The 18,282-nt window shown below is 40.5% G+C and carries 21 protein-coding genes; 12 read left to right on the top strand and 9 right to left on the bottom strand.

The features are described 5' to 3' along the window. Nucleotides 1–7: 7 nt before the first annotated feature. Both RFF05_RS04475 and RFF05_RS04470 read right to left on the bottom strand, forming a co-directional pair. Nucleotides 8–1,411, bottom strand: a complete 1,404-nt coding sequence (locus RFF05_RS04475) for a restriction endonuclease subunit S (protein ID WP_409969198.1) — start codon at nucleotides 1,409–1,411, stop codon at nucleotides 8–10. A 7-nt stretch (nucleotides 1,412–1,418) separates the two neighbouring features. Further along, nucleotides 1,419–2,246 carry an N-6 DNA methylase gene (locus RFF05_RS04470; RefSeq protein ID WP_409969197.1) on the bottom strand — a complete coding sequence of 276 codons (828 nt, stop codon included), beginning with the start codon at nucleotides 2,244–2,246 and terminating at the stop codon, nucleotides 1,419–1,421. Nucleotides 2,247–2,319: 73 nt separating this feature from the next. Here RFF05_RS04470 and RFF05_RS04465 point away from each other — a divergent pair. Continuing rightward, a protein-coding gene (locus tag RFF05_RS04465; protein ID WP_409969196.1) for an IS5 family transposase occupies nucleotides 2,320–3,347 on the top strand; the annotation gives its coding sequence in 2 pieces (ribosomal slippage) (nucleotides 2,320–2,599 and nucleotides 2,599–3,347; 1,029 coding nt in all). A gap of 141 nt (nucleotides 3,348–3,488) precedes the next feature. Here the strand turns inward: RFF05_RS04465 and RFF05_RS04460 are convergent. After that, entirely contained in the window at nucleotides 3,489–5,093 is a 1,605-nt protein-coding gene (locus RFF05_RS04460) for an N-6 DNA methylase (protein ID WP_409969195.1), read from the bottom strand. A 197-nt stretch (nucleotides 5,094–5,290) separates the two neighbouring features. Continuing rightward, nucleotides 5,291–5,494, bottom strand: coding sequence for a helix-turn-helix domain-containing protein (locus RFF05_RS04455; protein ID WP_409969194.1), 204 nt, complete (start codon nucleotides 5,492–5,494; stop codon nucleotides 5,291–5,293). A gap of 179 nt (nucleotides 5,495–5,673) precedes the next feature. Here RFF05_RS04455 and RFF05_RS04450 point away from each other — a divergent pair, with 179 nt between their 5' ends. From RFF05_RS04450 to RFF05_RS04440, 3 genes are read left to right on the top strand one after another with little or no spacing between them, the layout of a single operon-like run. Beyond that, the gene (locus RFF05_RS04450; RefSeq protein ID WP_409969193.1) at nucleotides 5,674–5,931 is read left to right on the top strand and encodes a hypothetical protein; all 258 of its coding nucleotides are present in this window, start codon (nucleotides 5,674–5,676) and stop codon (nucleotides 5,929–5,931) included. Next, a complete protein-coding gene (locus tag RFF05_RS04445; RefSeq protein WP_409969192.1) occupies nucleotides 5,915–6,232 on the top strand; it encodes a DUF6809 family protein in 318 nt (105 codons plus the stop codon). Before RFF05_RS04450 ends, RFF05_RS04445 begins: the two co-directional genes overlap by 17 nt. After that, on the top strand, nucleotides 6,219–6,512 hold the full coding sequence (locus tag RFF05_RS04440; RefSeq protein WP_409969191.1) for a DUF6809 family protein: 294 nt from the start codon (nucleotides 6,219–6,221) through the stop codon (nucleotides 6,510–6,512). The genes RFF05_RS04445 and RFF05_RS04440 overlap by 14 nt, the downstream gene beginning before the upstream one ends. A gap of 49 nt (nucleotides 6,513–6,561) precedes the next feature. Here RFF05_RS04440 and RFF05_RS04435 read toward each other — a convergent pair whose 3' ends face one another. Beyond that, complete coding sequence (locus tag RFF05_RS04435; protein WP_409969190.1) at nucleotides 6,562–7,635, bottom strand: DUF6076 domain-containing protein; 1,074 nt, start codon at nucleotides 7,633–7,635, stop codon at nucleotides 6,562–6,564. A gap of 139 nt (nucleotides 7,636–7,774) precedes the next feature. Here RFF05_RS04435 and RFF05_RS04430 point away from each other — a divergent pair, with 139 nt between their 5' ends. From RFF05_RS04430 to RFF05_RS04415, 4 genes are all read left to right on the top strand, one after another. Continuing rightward, entirely contained in the window at nucleotides 7,775–8,785 is a 1,011-nt protein-coding gene (locus RFF05_RS04430; protein ID WP_409969189.1) for an AAA family ATPase, read from the top strand. A gap of 334 nt (nucleotides 8,786–9,119) precedes the next feature. Then, nucleotides 9,120–9,494: a MobC family plasmid mobilization relaxosome protein gene (locus RFF05_RS04425; protein ID WP_409969188.1), complete on the top strand. Its 375-nt coding sequence runs from the start codon at nucleotides 9,120–9,122 to the stop codon at nucleotides 9,492–9,494. Then, nucleotides 9,476–10,696 carry a relaxase/mobilization nuclease domain-containing protein gene (locus RFF05_RS04420; protein WP_409969187.1) on the top strand — a complete coding sequence of 407 codons (1,221 nt, stop codon included), beginning with the start codon at nucleotides 9,476–9,478 and terminating at the stop codon, nucleotides 10,694–10,696. The genes RFF05_RS04425 and RFF05_RS04420 overlap by 19 nt, the downstream gene beginning before the upstream one ends. A 3-nt stretch (nucleotides 10,697–10,699) precedes the next feature. Beyond that, nucleotides 10,700–10,945, top strand: coding sequence for a hypothetical protein (locus RFF05_RS04415; RefSeq protein ID WP_409969186.1), 246 nt, complete (start codon nucleotides 10,700–10,702; stop codon nucleotides 10,943–10,945). 212 nt (nucleotides 10,946–11,157) lie between these two features. On the opposite strand, the gene RFF05_RS04410 is transcribed toward RFF05_RS04415, so the two are convergent. Beyond that, nucleotides 11,158–12,162, bottom strand: a complete 1,005-nt coding sequence (locus tag RFF05_RS04410) for a virulence RhuM family protein (protein WP_409969185.1) — start codon at nucleotides 12,160–12,162, stop codon at nucleotides 11,158–11,160. 301 nt (nucleotides 12,163–12,463) lie between these two features. Here RFF05_RS04410 and RFF05_RS04405 point away from each other — a divergent pair, with 301 nt between their 5' ends. Beyond that, on the top strand, nucleotides 12,464–13,684 hold the full coding sequence (locus tag RFF05_RS04405) for a hypothetical protein (protein WP_409969184.1): 1,221 nt from the start codon (nucleotides 12,464–12,466) through the stop codon (nucleotides 13,682–13,684). An 81-nt stretch (nucleotides 13,685–13,765) separates the two neighbouring features. Here RFF05_RS04405 and RFF05_RS04400 read toward each other — a convergent pair whose 3' ends face one another. Further along, complete coding sequence (locus RFF05_RS04400) at nucleotides 13,766–13,993, bottom strand: hypothetical protein (protein WP_409969183.1); 228 nt, start codon at nucleotides 13,991–13,993, stop codon at nucleotides 13,766–13,768. Between the two features lie 32 nt (nucleotides 13,994–14,025). Further along, on the bottom strand, nucleotides 14,026–14,418 hold the full coding sequence (locus tag RFF05_RS04395; protein WP_409969182.1) for a hypothetical protein: 393 nt from the start codon (nucleotides 14,416–14,418) through the stop codon (nucleotides 14,026–14,028). Between the two features lie 173 nt (nucleotides 14,419–14,591). On the opposite strand from RFF05_RS04395, the gene RFF05_RS04390 reads away from it, so the two are divergent. The 3 genes from RFF05_RS04390 (at nucleotide 14,592) to RFF05_RS04380 (ending at nucleotide 17,144) form a co-directional block, all read left to right on the top strand. Beyond that, complete coding sequence (locus RFF05_RS04390) at nucleotides 14,592–15,269, top strand: response regulator transcription factor (RefSeq protein ID WP_409969181.1); 678 nt, start codon at nucleotides 14,592–14,594, stop codon at nucleotides 15,267–15,269. Between the two features lies 1 nt (nucleotide 15,270). Next, nucleotides 15,271–16,779, top strand: a complete 1,509-nt coding sequence (locus tag RFF05_RS04385; RefSeq protein ID WP_409969180.1) for a sensor histidine kinase — start codon at nucleotides 15,271–15,273, stop codon at nucleotides 16,777–16,779. 104 nt (nucleotides 16,780–16,883) lie between these two features. Then, nucleotides 16,884–17,144, top strand: coding sequence for a hypothetical protein (locus tag RFF05_RS04380; protein ID WP_409969179.1), 261 nt, complete (start codon nucleotides 16,884–16,886; stop codon nucleotides 17,142–17,144). Nucleotides 17,145–17,202: 58 nt separating this feature from the next. Here the strand turns inward: RFF05_RS04380 and RFF05_RS04375 are convergent, their stop codons facing one another. Then, a complete protein-coding gene (locus RFF05_RS04375; protein WP_409969178.1) occupies nucleotides 17,203–18,216 on the bottom strand; it encodes a DUF6076 domain-containing protein in 1,014 nt (337 codons plus the stop codon). Nucleotides 18,217–18,282 lie beyond the last annotated feature (66 nt).

The following is an 18,282-nucleotide window of genomic DNA, read 5'->3' as shown; positions in this document are numbered from 1 at the left end:
CCTCCTTTTAATTTTTTATGGCACCTTCAATAATCTCGTCAATTTGAGCTCTTAATTGTGCTATTTCTGCTTTGATAGCATTTTGATTATTGATTTCTTGTTGGATTTTATTAACTATTTTGTTTTGAATATCTATTTTGGGAACAGGAACATAAAAATCATGAAGTTCTTTTTTAGATATCTTAACCATTGTTTGGTTTTTCCCTTTTGAAGCATATTTAAAATATAGACGTCCAATAAATGAGTTGAAAATATAAGCCATATATTGTTTGTTTATTGTTTGCTTAAAATCAATCCGTATCATCAAATCTGGGAATACAGTATCACTTATTTCATCTGTTATGGTTGCAATACTCGCTAATGCAACTAAATCAGTAGTATTTCCTCGACTCACAAAAAAATCATTATCTTTAACAATATATTTATCAAAATTAGGACTATATATATCACTGAATTTAACATTATTAAATTGTATATGGCTATCTTTATTAATAGCGTCTATGCCTAAAACTTGAAAAAGAGATGATGCCTCTGTACATTCTGGCGACCAACCATTTTGGGTCGATATTATGTGGTTACCTAGTAATTCAAAAACACTTTTCATTCCTATAAGCTTTTCTTGAATTAGACCTGCTTTGTTCCATCTAGGACTAAATCTATGATTAGAATTATTAAAAGATAGATCTGTTAGTGTTGATTTGATAATTTTCACATTGTCTATTTCTTTTAATGCCTCAATATTAAGTTCAAATTCTTGTGAAATAACTCTGTCAATTGTTGATTTTACAGGAAGTAATTGAGATTTTAAGTTATTTATCTCGCTTTCAATTGGCACGATATCGTCAATGAATATCTTGGCTGCATGATATTCTATAAAAGGAACTTTAATGTTTTTTAAATCATATTCTTGTAAATTAGGCTGTGCTTTTTGAGAAACAACACCAAAAATATAATCAATATAATAATCTGCTTGCAACAACAGAGAGTAGAATTTAGAATCGATATTATTAAACTTTTTTCTAAGTACAACGGTATTATTAGAAAAAGTACCTCCCTTTGCTTCTTTTGCAAGAGCAGTTTTTCCTACCGTTGCACCTATTGTTGCAACGATAATATCATCCTCTTGTAAAATTTTATCTTGCTTGATTTCAGTATCATCGTTTAGATACATCGCATCTGTAATGTCTAATCCGTCTTTGTATGACATATCTCCAATTCTGATATATGGTATAGATGTAACTTCGTTTGAATAATTTGTCGTTTGCACACTTCCATTAATAACATCAAAGAGGTTTTGAATCAAAACATACTCATTATTCTCGATGCTATCAGTTGTTGCCCAATACTTTGTGTCTATTCGATTGTATTTATGAGATGAAAATTCATGTAAGGGTTTGTTTAATATTTTCATACTCCACCTACTCCCAACTAATTTTACGCATTAAATCCAGTATAGTTGTTTCGATACCATCATCAATACAAATTTCATTATCTTTTGTACGATACAAGTCGTTTGGCATAGGTTTTTCACCACGTTTTGTGCGTTTATAACCTACATTATCTGCTTCTGCCATAAATATATCATAATTTAATTTAGCTGATACTTCTCCAAATACCCACCAAGTATTAACAAAACCAAATATATCTTGAGTATCCTTATCATATTTGCAAAGGTCTGTTAAGTCATCAAAGTATTTTGTGATTAAATCATCATTTGATAAAGTGTCATCATTATATATCAGGTGATTTTTTAGCATTTTATTCAGAATATCTCTTTCTTCATCAACAGTTAGGTTCTTAATTGATGGTAAAGCAGATTTCTTTTTCTTACCACAGTGAACAGCCATAAGATTTTCAACTCTTGTTTTTAAGGTTGCATATTCTTTTGATACTTCTGCCCATATTTCATTCCATAAATTAACTTCAGCCTTAGTTTTCTTTTGGGCAAATAAAATACTTGTTTTAGTGGAAGTATAAGGTTCAAATGTTACTTGTGGTAAAGATACCACAGCTTTAATTTTAAAATACTTGAACAAGAATAATCTTATATATTTATTCTCGGTTGTATCAAATACACTTTCAGGCAACACAGCAGCAAAACGACCATTTTCACGCAGTAATTGATACCATCTTTCAATAAACAGGTTTTCAGAATTCTTTTTATCACCAAACATAAAATCTTTTATAACTGTTTTCTTTGTATCGTTATCTAGCTCAACACTAAATGGTGGATTTGTAAGAGGCAATCTCTAAAAACCCGCTATCAATTTGGCAAAATCTGTAGTATAATGGACATAAGAAAAAAGGGCGGTGACGAACATGCAAATTGGATTTTTTAGTGAAGAAAACAGATTGGAAAAGTTGAGCAAACTGGGCGATTCGTTGGTTCGATTGAACACAGTTATCAACTGGGAGCAGTTTCGCCCAATTTTGAAAAAAGCTACCAAAAAAGAACACAAAGGACTTGGTGGGCGTCCGCCCTATGACCTGATTTTGATGCTTAAAATATTGATTTTGCAACGTCTTTACAATCTCAGCGATGACCAAATGGAGTTTCAAATCAATGACCGCATGAGTTTTATGCGCTTTTTGGGCTTGGGGCTGGGGACAGAGTGCCCGATTCCAAAACCATTTGGCTGTTTCGTGACACGCTGATGAAGGCTAACGTAATGGATAAATTGTTCCATCATTTCAATAAAATGCTGTTAGATGCAGGCATTATCACTCGTGAAGGTACGATTGTAGACGCAACTTTCGTGGATGCACCTCGCCAAAGAAATCATCGAGATGAGAATGCAACCATCAAAGAGGGCAAGGTACCAGAAGAATGGGAAAAGCCTGAAAATGCTCACAAATTGAGCCAAAAAGATACGGATGCCCGCTGGACAAAGAAAAATAACGAGCGGCATTATGGCTATAAAGACCACGTAAAAGTGGATGCCGACAGCAAAATCATTACCGGCTACACCGTCACCAGCGCCAACGTCCACGATAGTCAAGCCCTCGCCGAGTTAATCACAGAAGAAGATGCTGTTTTATACGCAGATAGTGCCTATACAGGGGAAGAATTGCTAGCAAATCTTCCTGAAACAGTAGAAACTCGAATCAATGAAAAAGGCTATCGCAATCACCCACTGACCCCAGAGCAAAAGGAAAACAACCGCCAAAAATCCAAAATTAGAGCCAGGGTAGAACACGTTTTTGGATTTATGACAGGCTCCATGAAGGGCATCACTGTGCGTTCCATCGGCATAGACCGTGCGATATTCAATATAGGGCTGACAAATCTGGTGTATAACATTTGTCGGTATGAAATTTTAAAGCGAGGTGAGTTTGCCAAGGGGTAAGTCTGCCCTTTTGGGGGAAATATCCCCAAAAAAGCAAGATACAGTGGTTATTTTGGTCTTTGTGCGTTCACCAAGATAAAAACTGTGGATTTTCCGAAAAAATCATAGAAACGCAAAATGAAACGGGCAAAACCTCAGTTATTAGAGGTTGCCAAGAATAATATCAAATTGCTCATTCACATTAAGAGTTTTCTTTTGTTGTGTATAGTTTTCATCTATGATTGTGCCTTGTAATGCGTTAGGTGCAGTTTCTTTTTCATATTTTGCAAAAGGAAGCAAGCCGTCTTTAACAAATATATTTGTAGAACCATCACCGTGTAAAATCATGTTGACTTTGGTAGCCGTTCCTAAGTTGAAATTGATTTCAGATCCATAAATAAAGGTTTGTGCCCATTTATTTTCTCTGTGATTAGGGAAAAACCAATCAGAAGTGATTTTATCTTTTACAGCTCTTGCTGTTCCCAAATCAGCATTATATCCATCGGCATTACGATTGCGATATTTCATGTTCGCTGTTATAAACTTCATATATTCGATAAGGAAAGTTCCACTTCCAGTAGATGGATCAATCATATATGGAATTTCTTTATCCTCTTTTATACGTTTTATAGCTAATTTATCAGCCTGAATTGCCCATAACATGAACTTAACTATATTCATTGGAGTAAAAAATTGCCCTTTAGTTTGTTTAAATCCATCACGAATAATACCCTCGAAGAAATCTCCAAGAATATCTTTGCCATCTAAGCTGTTTTTTCCGTCGACGAAAGATAGTCCCTCTAACTTTTGAACAGTATATTTAAGTTTTGAAAGTGAGAACTTCTTGCTGTCAATTACATAAGATTTGTCTAACTCTTTTTCGTCAGTTAAATTCATCTTTTGTTTTAGGGCTTTTCTATACAGAGTATTTATTCGGTCAAATAATTGCTCATTTGTTTCAAATTCTTCATCACCATCTTTTGCGAAAGTAAGAGATTGAAAATCATAAGCATCGCCATCTTCTTTTTCATCTTCATCTTGAATTTTTGCGAGTATTAGGTTTACAAGTGATGAGAAAACCTCATTATCATCAGTTCCTCCACCACCCCATAGAACATTGTGAAGGTCTGTTTGTAATCTTGTTAGTGCTTCTGTCGAAAAATCTGTTTCTAAATCCTTGGTTGATGCTTTGATATATGGTGTTTTTTGAGCTTTCCCATATCTAGCTGGCAATGTATTAACACTATCTCTAGTAGCTTCCCAGTCTGCATATGTAGGAAATTTTTCTGCATCAATAACGATACACTCATCAGCAATAGAAGAACTTAAATCTCTTGTAGCGTATAGAACAAGATATTTGACAGCTCTGCCTTCTGTACGTTCCATTCCAGCCAACTTGAATAATTGTTGTTCTATAATTTGGTCTTTATCAGCTTTATCGTAATCTGTTGGTGATTTTAATTCGATAAACAAAAAAGCATTACCACTGGTATCACGAACGATAACATCTATTCTACTGGTAATTGTGTGTGGTCTGCCCGCTGTATATTCGCATTCTATTTCTATCCTATCAGGTGAGTACCCTAATTCATTCACAAGGCGTGTCAGAATAAAAGCCCTAACCATTTCTTCATCACCTGTGATATCTTTAATTGTTCTATGCTGTGTAATACCAGTATAACTGATCTTATTTTCATCTAAATCAATATTGTTGACAACTTTATTAGGCTGAGCACTAATATACTGTTTTACAGCTTCTCTATTCATATAAATCCTCTTTCTTTACTTGATTAGTCATCGCCAGCGTGTCTACTTGTTGCCAAGTATCAACTTCGCTAATCTAAAACCTCCAAAATTAATCCAAGATATAACATCGTTTTCTCTTTATCTTTATTCAATTGACAATATTTTCTAATGAATCTCTTAAATGCTTGTGAATTTTTTGTTTTTATCTAAGACTTGAGTTATAGATTATTTAACTCAACAATATCTCCAATATCGCAATTAAGTTCTACACATATTTTAACTAATACTTCCATTGAAACATATTCATTTTTAGTGAGTTTTGAAAGTGTACTTGTACTTATTCCAATTTTTTCTCTAAGTTTTGTTTTGGTTATATCTTTTTCAATCAACATAATCCATAGTTTTTTGTAGCTAATATTCATGATTAGAAATCTCCTATCTTTACAGAGTGAAGCCATATATTTATTATAACACATAATATTCGACTTTTCAAATATTATATTTATTAAAATGCATATCTTAATTGTTGTCTTTGCCATATAGCTATTCCACCCCTCTTGTGGTATTGTGTTCCTTAACAAAAACCAAAGGAGGAACACAAATGGCGAACTATACAATCGAACAGTTCTACAACAGCGACAAATACAACATCCATGGCGAAGTATTCAAAGACTTCTGGCTTAACCATCAGCACTGCGATCCAGCCGACGAAACTCACATCATCTTGATGTTGACCGTCAAGCACACAGTCTTGCAAACTTTAAACTTAATCAAAAATAGGGATACCATTTTAGAAGTCGAATCTGAGCTGGTATCCCTGTTGTCATATTTGGAGGATCACGATGGAAACACTAAATAAATTATTCAAGGATTTTTATAAGCCAACGCCTCAGTTAGATTTGAACACAGAAATTGAGCAAAATCATAAAGAGTTAATTCAAACCATTTCAAAAGCAGATAGAAGAAAAGTTTTGAAAATCATAGACAACCTCATGATGATTACCACACTACAAACTGAAGAAAGTTTTATCTGTGGATTACGTTTAGGTCTTGACTTTACAACTGAATTAAAACATTACAACCAAGGTGGCTACGCTTCAGAATTAACTGAAGTGCAGCCACCTTTTGCTATGGAGGTACAAACCGATGAACATAATTGAAGAACTATATTTCGGAAACATTGATCCCAACGGTCACTGCTGTGACGAGAATAAAAATTATCATTCGGCCATGAAAACTGTTGCCGACATAGAAGAAATCTTAATGAAAAGTTTAGATGGAGAACTGAAAAACCTATTCATCAAATACGAAAACGCATACAGCACCATGCTTGGCGAAAGCTCGGCATCCCACTTTACTATGGGTTTCAAGTTAGGTGTAAGGTTTGGAACGGAATTATGTTCTGACGATATAAAAAACTGCTTGAAAGATGACATCTAGCCTCCAACAAATATTGAAAGCTCGTGAGAATTATCCCACGAGCTTTTTGTCATATCCTATCCAGCAAAGCCTTGTATTTCACATCAGAAATCTCACCGCCATTGGCTTTATCTTTCAGCTTCTGTGCCAGTGAAACTTTTTCGTTCCATTCATCAATAGAGATCGTGCCACGATTTTTTCTAGTCTTTAATCGGTTGTAAACCTTGGCATATTCTTTTTGAATCATAGAGCTACCATTCTTCTCTTTTTCTTTTTTATGAGCGCCAACCTTTCGGCAAGTTTTAGTTTTTTCATCTGGTGCAACACGTTCGCAATAAACCGTATCATAACCACCCACAGCAAGAAAATACTTACCACAGTTGTGACATCTGCGTGGCACATTACCTGCTGCCATTGCTTTCATTAAGTCGGTATATAAAAAACTTTCTAGAGTACCAAAGGTAATCACTTCTGCTAAAAATACCTCTTTTGTTTTTGGATGCTGTTTCGGTGCAAAAGATAGTGAAAACGGAAAAGTCAACTGGTGCAAATCTAGCTCTGTGGTGTCCTCGTCTTCTTGGTCTGCAATATCATATCCATTTACAATATCACGTTTGTATTTTGCATAAGCTCGCACATAGCTCTCTGGTTTTCGTGAGGGCAAGTTCTCAAAATAGTTCTCAAGCATAAAATCTGTTTTTTGAATAAAATTTTTAATGCTCGGCACAAGATTATCAAGGTTATACAACCACAAATTTAGCATCTGATTTCGTGCAGTGCCAGTGGTCGTCATATCATCAACCTCGTCTGGATGCTCACGCATATAACTGATTAAATAATTGACTTTATTGTCGCGCTCACACACCAAACGATACACAGGCAGTTTTGCAATCAGCGACCACAGGGATAGCAATGCTTCGTTGGCTAAGGCAGCTGAGGTCACATCTCTGACAGATAAGAAAATATTGAATTCGTACTTAAAGGTGTCCACTTGCCTTGAAATTTCACGCAAAATACTTTTGTCCATCTCCAAAACATAATTCGCAAAGTATCCTAAAGGGTAGATTTTACCGCTTAGGATGCTTTCTTTTTTTGTGAACGACACATCAAACCTGTCGAAAAAATCATGGTTCATTAAAAACATAAGAGCCTCCGTATCCGATAGAGTTTTGAAAGCATACCTACCTTTTGCCCAAACTCTTGTAAGAAAATTTATATCTGTTATGATTGTATCAGAGATAGAAATATAAGTCAATCAGATACTTATTTTAAGGAGGACACAAATGAAAAAATTTAATACCATAACCACAGCAGAACTTTATGCAAAACACATTGAACGCACACCATTCATTGTCGAAGAACTATTACCACGAGGGCTCACAATCCTCGGTGGACTTGGCAAAGTCGGTAAGTCTTGGTTTTCTTTTTGGCTTGCCATGCAAGTTGCAAAAGGTGAACCAATCTGGAACTTCAAAACCACAAAAGGCACTACTCTCTACTTGGCATTTGAAGATAACGAAGAGCGTCTGCAAGACCGACTTTTTATGCTCAGCGATGAAATCGAAAATGCACCTCCGAACGCTCATCTCTGCATTGAAATCTCAAAGATGGGTGGTGAGCTTGAAAGTAGAATTAGAAGTTTTATGACCGACTACCCTGATACCAACTTAATTATTATCGACACGCTTCAAAAGGTTCGTGGCAACATCGAGAGCAATTATATTTCTGACTATGAGGACATCACTATCCTGAAAAATCTTGCTGACGAATTTAAAATTGCAATCGTGTTGGTACATCACTTGCGAAAGCAAAAAGACAGCGACATCTTCAATCAGATTACTGGTTCAACAGGTCTGCAAGGAGCAGCGGACACCATGATGGTCATTGAACAAGTCAAACGAGGTGAAGATTTTGCGACATTACATTTGGTGGGTAGAGATGTAAAAAGCCGTGAGCTTGAACTTGAGCGTGGCGAAGATAATATCTGGCTTTTGATTTCTGACAGTATGCACGAGTTGAATATCAAGGATAAAAAATTTGTTGAAGCAATAGAAAAATTGATGACTGGCATCAATTTCTGGTCTACCAATCCCACAGAATTATCGACCCTTGTAAGTGAACACAGTGGCGATTATTATTCCAACAAAATGATTACTAAAGTTCTTCGCAGACTTGCCAAAAACCTTGAAAACACTGGTATTTACTGCAATATCCGTAAATCTAACGGTTACAGAATTATTGACATTTCAAAGTCTAGTGGCGAAAGTGGCGATAAAACTAGGCTCCTAAACTAATCGCCCTATCGCCCCTGTGAGCCGATTGTTGCCCTTGTGTGAGACTTTAATGCTAGGGGTGGCATAGTAACACCCTAACAGAAAAATGGCAGATATGTAAGGCAATGTGCAGAGGGGGTCGTGATTCACGACGGGGTTTCCACGAACTACCGAAACGGTAGCTCACATCGTCTTTCTCTGTAATAAAACTATGCAAAGTATCGACATTTGCAGAGGTGTAGACGTGAAATACCCAACCTCGGTTGGGGCGAGCAGAGCGCCTGTGTAGTCGCTAAATCCTACTAATTGGGCAGAAGCCCAAACCCACTTTTGAACACAATAAGGAGGAATGTTATTGAAAGACAAATTTATCAATTTTAGGGCAAGCGAAAAAGAGAAAAAACAACTTGCGATACTTGCTAAAAAAGCAAAAATGAGCCAAGCAGATTTTATTAGGCACGCTGTTTTCAACAAAGAAATCATTGTGATTGATGGACTAAAGCCACTGCAAACGGAGTTAAAACGCATTGGCAATAACCTAAATCAACTGACCACAAGGTCTAACATGGGGCATTTTTCAGTCATAGATTTGCAGGAAATCAAAGAGCAACTGGGGAAAATTCATGAGGTCTTGGCAGATTTGTGTGACGATAAAAACGAACAGCTACGTTCTGAAATGGAGCATAGTGATTTCGTTTTTGATCCAGAGCGTTGGAAAATCGGTGTATAAGGAGGTGGAGTTCTATCGCAACAGTCAATTTTATCAAGTACAAAACCCAAAAACTAGCCACCCTGCGTGGTGTCATTGCCTATGTATGCCAGCGTAAAAAAACTGGTATCAGTCGTGAAAATTTAGATACAAAACATCAAGTTCGAAGTGACAACCAACCATGTGAAATGAAACTCATCTCTGGATTAAACTGCACACCAGAAACTGCATACGCTGAATTTATCTCCACAAAGGCAAGTTATCACAAAACCGATGGGCTACAATTCTACCACTATACCCAAAGTTTCAAAGATGGCGAAAATGTTTCGCCGAAGATGGCACATGAAATCGCAATGAAGTTTGCCGAAGAACACTACAAAGATTTTGAAGTTTTGATTGCAACCCACATGGACAACGACCATCTGCACAGCCATTTTATTATAAATTCAGTCAGCTTTGAAACCGGTAAAAAGCTACATCAGCCGCCAAATACGCTTAGAAAACTGCGACTCACCTCGGATAACATCTGCAAAGAATATGGCCTTAGTACCCTTGAAACTTACACCTACGGCAGAAGTAAAACAATAGGCAGAGCCGAAAGCCGTGCCAGAGGGCGTGGCACCAGTTGGAAATTTCAGCTGTGTCTCACCATAGAAACAGCCATGAAAAAGGTGAACAACAAAGGAGATTTTATCACAGAAATGATAAATCTAGGCTACGAAATCAAGTGGGAAAATGACAGACAAACCATCACCTACACCAGCCCCAATGGGAAAAAGGTTCGAGATGACAAGCTCTATGGCAAGAAATATCTTAAAGAAAATATGGTGCAAGAGTTTGAAATCAGGCAGGGCGATTGTACTTCTGATATTAAAACAGGCTGGGAATATGAGCGTGAAGAACTCTACAAACCACAAACCAAGTCTACAAAAGCACTCACGCTAGAAGTCGGCAAAGAGATACTATACACCCTTAACCAATATGAGCAGGCACAAAACTATGATGATGAACTTGCTGAAATCGCAAACCTCGCAGCACTGACTGCGCTGTCGTTCGTTGGTGTCTACGCACTGATTGAGATGATGAATAGCCTTGAAGAAAATGACATAACGCTGACTCAATTAGAAAAAATCATTGAAGAGTTGAAACAAGAGCCAGAAAACACACAGGAATTTGAAGAAGAACAGGAACAAGATTTTACAATGACAATAGGAGGATATTAAATTATGAAAACAATACATGAATCAATTATTGAACTTTTAGAAATCATGCAAGAACTGGATAAGAAAGGTATAGAGGTGCAAATTCTGTGCATTCCACCAGAGTTAGAACCAGTACCCAAAGCGGTTACTGAATCTTTGGCAAATTCTTACTTGCCAAGAATCATGGACTTCTATAAAAATGAAGATAATATGAAAGCCTACGAGAAGTGGAAACAAGAGCAGAGCCAAGCAAAATTGGTATCTGCATAACAGCAAAAAGCCGATGGAACCTAAAATCCCATCGGCTTTATCTATACATAATTTAATTCGCTTAATAAAATACATAATCCGAACCCATCTCCAATTTGGAAGATATGGTTCGGATTATGTGAGTTTGGTGCGGATGAAGGGACTCGAACCCACACGCCTCTCAGCACAAGAACCTAAGGGCTCTGTACCCTCCGTGAAGGATTGGGGGTGAATCATTCCCCCAATAGCTTACTTTGCATATCCTCGAGGGATTTGATGTAATCTTTCTCCACTTGAGATACGCTGTTGATTTGCAATGTTCTAAACTTCTGGTACTCCTCTTTGGCTTTTTTCTCAGCAGTTTTGGCGCTGATGGAGCCAGCGTGGGTTAGAATTTCGTGTTTTGATAGCTTTAAGAACCCGTCTAGTGTTTCAATCCAGTCGCTCATGTACATAGGGATTCTACGTCTGGCTTGCATTTCCGCCAGTTCCAGATAGGCAGAAACCACATCGTTGAGGGCAAGGATTTCATCCTCAGTGCAGTAATTTTTTGCAACCAGAGCATCGGCTTGCTTTGGCAATTCGCCCTTAAAGCTGGTCATGCCCATGTTGGGCTTGTCTGCATCTGCTGTGTAAAAAATCTTCTCCGCAGCGGTTTGTCCGTGTGCAGCCCAGTGCATTTTATTTTGCACCGTTTTGAAAAATAGCATAGAGCTTTCTTCTCTGGGATCGTAGTCCACGCTGGTGGCATAAATATCAAGGACTTTTCTCCAGAACACCTTCTCCGAGGAACGGATGTCACGAATTCGACCAAGCAGTTCATCGAAGAACATACCGCCGCCGTTGTTTTTGAGAATATCATCATTCATGGCAAAGCCTTTTTGCAGATACTCTTTCAAGATACCGCTTGCCCAAATGCGAAATTGTGTGCCACGAATGGATTTCACACGATAGCCAACGGAGATGATGACATCCAAATTGTAGTAGTCAACTTGATAGGTTTTACCGTCAGAAGCAGTTGTTGCAAAATTTGCAACAACTGAATTTCTGTCTAGCTCACCCTCAGAAAAGACATTTTTGATGTGACGAGAGATAGTGGATTTATCACGCTGGAACAGCTCCGCCATCTGGTCCATGGACAGCCAAACAGTGTCACCATCAAAGGTGGATTCAATTTTAGTCAAACCATCTTCGGTTTGGTACATGATAATTTCGGAGTTGTTGTTTGTATTGTGCATTTGACTGTTCACCTCGATTTTGGTTGTAGACTAGCGATTGGGTGAATAACCCGTGTATAGTTTAGGGGTTCTATCTTCAGTATAGTGAGTAAAATTGTTTTTGTCAATATTCGTTGCGAAGCGATAAGCGCTGTATTGTAGATGCGTTCATTTACAATGTATAAAATTTCAAAAAACAGCCAATCCCCTATTGCTTTTTGCAAAATTCAGCAGTACAATAAGGAATATCACAACTAGAACACAAATATTGTGGTGAATGGTGCTATTTTGGAGTGAGGTGAACAGGGTGACACAAAAACAAGTGAAACGGTTATCAGCCATCACGGCGGCCAGTTTTGTGTTGGGGCTGGGGCTCTACGCCACTGCCACACCCAAAGAGCCTCCAGTGAATCCATCTGTTGTGTCTGTTTATGGGGATGCGGTCCCCTTGGCAGACGTGCAGCTATCCGATGGGGTACTACAGGCAACCACTCTTGTGAATGACAGCGGTACAACAGAAAGAGTCCTACCCACTAGAGAACGGCAAACCCCTGTCGTTGAACGTGAGGTGCCAACCAGAGAACGGCAAGTCCCTGTTCTGGAACGAGAGATTCCAACTGTAGAACGGACGACCCCTATCGTTGAGCGCGAGGTGCCCACCAGAGAACGGCAAGTGCCCGACATCGTGCGAGAGATGCCAACCAGAGAACGGCAAGTACCTGACATAGAGCGAGAGGTGCCCACCAGAGAACGGCAAGCACCTGACATAGAACGAGAGATGCCAACTAGAGAGAATCTTCTTCCTGAAGGGCTTGACATTGCATCGAATTCGGAACCAACGACCCCTCCCATGGATCCGGCAAAACTGGCAAAATATCTCCAAACCCAAGCCAATCAACCAATCATAGAGGATACTGTGATTATGGCGGACGAGGCAGAGGAAATTGTCGATACTGCCGATACGGAAGAAGTAGCACAGAGCGAAGAAGTGGAAGAATCTGAATCTCCTAAGAAGCTACCTATTGTTCCTCCCAATGTAAAACCACCTGTCACGGATTCTGACGAGCCTATGGCAGAGGAAGTTGCTGAAACTGCCGATACGGAAGAAGTAGCACAGAGCGAAGAAGTGGAAGAATCTGAATCTCCTAAGAAGCTACCTATTGTTCCTCCCAATGTAAAACCACCTGTCACGGATTCTGACGAACCCGATATAGAGGAAGTGATTGAGCCTTCCGATGCGCAAGAAGATGCAACTGACGATGCCGTAACCCTAACGCCAGCCCAAAAGAAAGCTCTGGCAGAGCGTGCCACACAGCGTGAAGCGGAAAACGCCACTGACACCGACAAGCCTGTGATGGAAGAAGTCGTTGAAATTGCTGATGTAGAAGAAAAAACCGAGGCTGAAGAACCAGATGCAACCGAGCCTGTGGTAAAGACACCTACCGCTCCTGTTCGTATAAAGGACACGCCATCTAAGACAGAGGACACAGACACGGGAACTGATTTGGATGGGATGGCAGGGGAAGTACCTGCCCAGTCATAAACTGATACGATGAAAGAGAACTGGCATCTAATATCCAGTTCTCTTTTTTCATGGGTCGATGATGAGAGATGAAAAATGAAATTACAAATGATTTAACAGCTCTTGTTGTATCGCCTCTGCCGTCATTTCTGTGGCACGAGTTTGAAGCAGGTAGTAATGTAAATCTGCCCATTCCCTTTGTGGAAAGTCTTGTGCCGTATATTGCTTGACACAGGCTTTAATCACAGGACGGTATTGACTACACTGTAAATCAGACAGGTAGTTACACCCCACATGGCGCTGTACCGTTTCAAATAAATTCCATCTCATCTCTTATCGCTCCTCTTTCCCATGGTGCTTGCTTATACCATTTCTATCGCTGTTTGTGTGAGGACGCTCTGGGCGGCCGATTTTGCAGCAGCTTTTTCTTCACGGGTTGCCTTATTTTCCATGATGGTAGCGGCCTTTTCAGCCTTTAGGCCCTCAAATTTTTCGGTGAACTTTGCCTGCATGGTGGCGATTTCCTCTGGGGTTTTGCCAACGGCCAGCATCTTAAATTCCATAGCCGCCATAGCTTGTTCAAAAGCGACGCCTTTTTCCTCCAATGCGGCCTGCTTGGCCTCTTGGTCAAAAGCGATGGTAGGGGCGGTTTTCTCTGGAGTAGAGGGTAATTCTGCTGCCGAAGCAGTGATAGCAGTGGTGCCGACCACCAAAAGGGCTACCATCATGGCGGAGATTAGTTTTGTTTTCATCATAGTGAAATCTTCCTTTCTTGGGCTGTTTTTTGTGTCTGTGCCTCTGTAGCTATACTATACAGCAACGTCCACTGGAAAAGCATCGGTTAAAAAGTGGCAAATTATAGGCAAAATCAATGGAGATATTTTATTTTGTAAATCAATATGGTATACTTTGGATATGAGGTGATGATATGAAAATTTATATCGCTGACGACGAAAAAAGCATCCGTGATATTATCGGCGGATTTTTAAGAAATAGTGGCTATGAAGTGACCGCTTTTGAAACTGGGGATGCCTTGCGAGATGCCTTTGAGGCAGATCCCTCCGACATGGTGATTTTAGATGTGATGATGCCAGGGACAGATGGGGTGTCCGTCTGCGCCGCCATTCGTGCCAAAAGCAATGTACCCATCATCATTGTGTCTGCCAAGGATAGCGAGCTAGACCGCATCACGGGGATTTCTATGGGCGCCGATGACTATTTGGTAAAGCCCTTTGCCCCCATGGAGCTGGTGGTACGGGTGGGCTCTATTTTCCGCAGGATGTCCTTTAGCGAACAAGTGAAGGCGAAAAACATCCTCTCCTATGGCTCTATCCAGTTGGATATTGGCATGAAAAAAGCCACCACCAACGGAGATACTTTGGATTTAACCCCCACAGAATTTGGGCTGATGGCCTATCTGTTTGAACACGCAGACAGAGCGGTCTCCAGAGAAGAACTGCTAAAAAATGTCTGGAAGTTTGACTACGAGGTGGACACCAAAGTCTGTGACGATGTGCTGAAACGCCTGCGGAAAAAGCTGGTGAAAACCGATGTGAAAATCACCGCCGTCTGGGGCTTTGGGTTTAAGCTAGAACAGGAGGGCTGATATGACCACCATCAAACGGAAAATTTCTAGGCCGTATCTGGCCATCATTGTGGCCATCCCAGTGACGATTATCCTGCTGTTTAATCTGTTAGTTTATTATTATAGCCAGCGGCAAGCGGAGGAAGATTTATTAGCAGCGGTGGACTCAGTCTATGCCGGCATCCAAGATGATGATTTACTAGGCATGGTATCCATTTTGAAAAACTATGAAAACAGTAGCTCCACAGAGGTCATTGTCTATAATGGACTGGGAGAGCTCTCCCCCATATTTAATCAGTATAGTAGCTTCGTCAATGATGAAATTGCCAGCTTGGCCTATGGCGCTATTTCTGGCTTGGCGGAGGGCGAGATTGGCTATTTCAACTACGATGGTCATAAATTTTATGCGGTGGCTGTGGCCTACATCGATGAAGATACAGAAGATACAATCGAACAAACACCCTCCAATGACCGCACCCCAATCGTTGCCAATAAACCACAAATTGGCACTGGCATCCTGGCAGAACGAAAAAATCAAACCACGGAAACCACTCCCCAAGTCGAGACTGTGGTCGACGATGCTACGCCCCCCACAGAGTTCAACACCTATACAGGAAACACCTTGGTCTATGTTTCCAAAGGGATGGTGATAGACGAATTTGTGTCGGCCATCAATTTTCTCTTACTGCTGATTTCTGGCATCATCACGCTGATTGCCATTTTTATCTCCACCAGAATCAGCCGTTCCATTGCAAAGCCCATTGAGCGCTTGACCGCCATGGTGGAAAATATGAAGGCCGATGAAATTGTGGCCATTGTAGAGGAAAATGACTGTGTGGAACTGCAAAAGCTATCCACGGAAATCAATGCCCTCAGTCGCAGGCTGTACCACTTTGACCAGTCCCAGAAAAAATTTCTCCACAATGCCTCCCATGAACTGCGCACCCCTCTTATGAGTATCCAAGGCTACGCCGACGGCATTGAAATGGGGGTCTTTGAGGACGCTAAGGGCACGGCACATTTGATTTCTGACCAGAGTAAACGGCTGACCCGTCTGGTGGATGGCCTGTTGACTTTGGCTCGCACAGAGAATTTCAACGCCAATAAACAGCTGGAAAAAATCAGTCTGAGCAATGGTCTTTTGGACTTGCTCAGTGGCTACACAGGCTATGCCATGAGCCAAAACATCGAAATTCACCACCACATTGCACCTGACATTATGGTCATGGGCAACCAAGAGCTACTGACTAGCTCTGTGGGCAATATCATCTCCAACGGCATCCGCTACGCCACATCTGCGGTGTCCCTATCCCTAAAAGCAGAGGGCAAACGGGCCATCATCACCGTCCGTGACGATGGCAAAGGCATTGAGAATATCGACCATATCTTTGAGCGATTTTCCAAAGGAGAAAAGGGCAATTTCGGACTAGGCCTCTCCATCGCCAAAACATCAGTAGAGATGATGAACGGCCAAATCAAGGCCTATAACGACCAAGGGGCTGTGTTTGAGATTGCATTGGATTTGCTTTAAGAAAATGTATTGGCTCAAAAAATCAACGTGACCTTTTTAGTATTTGGCACTAGCTATTCCTCCGCACCTGTGGTATAGTCCTTCGTTGACAAGGAGGGCGCTACATGGACACAATTTTAGAGCAACTACTATCCCAATACACCGTCAAGGACAAGGACAACCCCCTAGAGCAAGAAATCACCCAATGCCATCAAACACTCATCCAACATCTCAGTAAGGCTGACCGCAGGGTGGTGCTTCGGATCATGGATTGCTATGGGCATCTGGAATGCCAATGCACGCTCAAAGCGTTCCAAACTGGGTTCTATCTGGCGTGGAAATTGTCCCAAGAGCTACACGCATTCGAAGGAACCTGCAATCAGTAAAAGGCAAAGGTCGTAGCTTACGACCTTTGCCTTTTGTCTTGACCTCTTGAAAAAGAGGTCATTTTTTCTTTGGGCGGTTGGGAAAGCTATCGTGGCACCACTGCTCGAAAGCCTCCATATCTTCCTTGCCATCGATGCAGGCATCTCGCCGTGTGCAGGCGTCCCGATTCCATGTGTCAAAGACATCGGCCTTGATGGTGCCTACTTTTTTTCGTTCGTGGTAGCGTTTGTAGTAGAGGTTGAAAATCTGGTAGGCTTGGTTGTCTGCTTTTTTTGCCTTGAACTTTTCCATGGCGGCCAGCTTCTGGCAGGTCTGGGTGGAGCCCTCCGCGGTGCGGTCACAGTAGTCACTATTCCGTTTGGTTTTCACCACAAAATATTGGTGACAGTGCTTACAGCATTTCAGTTTCACGTCTCGTAACACCAGCTCGTGGAATATCAAAGTCAAAATATCGCTGGTGCTGTGAAGCATAAATTCTCTGGCAGGTTGCAATTTCTGCTGTCCCACGTGAGCCACCAACCCTGCAGGGATGTCAAATATCCGTTCCAAGGGGGACTGCTCTGCGGTGTCATCTCCTGTGAAGGCATCGGTGGCCGTAGCATCCAGTGTCAAAACCGATGTCAGCATCTGGGGGACATAGCCGTGGGGAAGTGAGCCGTAGAGGTTCAGCCGCTGGTAAGCACTCATATGCCCCAGTTCTTCTGGGCATAAGCTTTGGTTGAGACAAAATTCCATCAAGCCCTTATACCGCAACTGCAACTTGCGGATTTCGTGGCAGTAGGCAAATTGTTCATCCGTGTTTTCTTCGTCCCATGTGGGAGCGAACAGAGATAGGAGCTTGCATCTGCCAACGGTAGCTGTTAATTGTTCAACGTCTAAAAATTCTTCTCCAAAATAGTCGTGCAGTCCAAAAAGTTCTTCATCTAAAGTAAGAAACAGAAGGAATTCATCCAAGAAAGAAATAGGATACTCCAGTTCCTCCTTGCGTATAAACAAATCGTCATCCACGAAATATGCCAGATGGTTGTAACTGTCCCAAGATGGGGTTTGCTCCGATGTGTGAGAGTTCAAGTCCCCTCACCTCCCAAATTTATTTTTTGAAAATACTTAAAACTAAAAATACGAAAATATAAATCA

The sequence above is a fragment of the Bengtsoniella intestinalis genome, from assembly GCF_039719005.1.
Lineage (GTDB): Bacteria > Bacillota > Clostridia > Oscillospirales > Oscillospiraceae > Oscillibacter > Oscillibacter intestinalis.
This window is presented reverse-complemented; position numbering and strand designations above follow the sequence as displayed.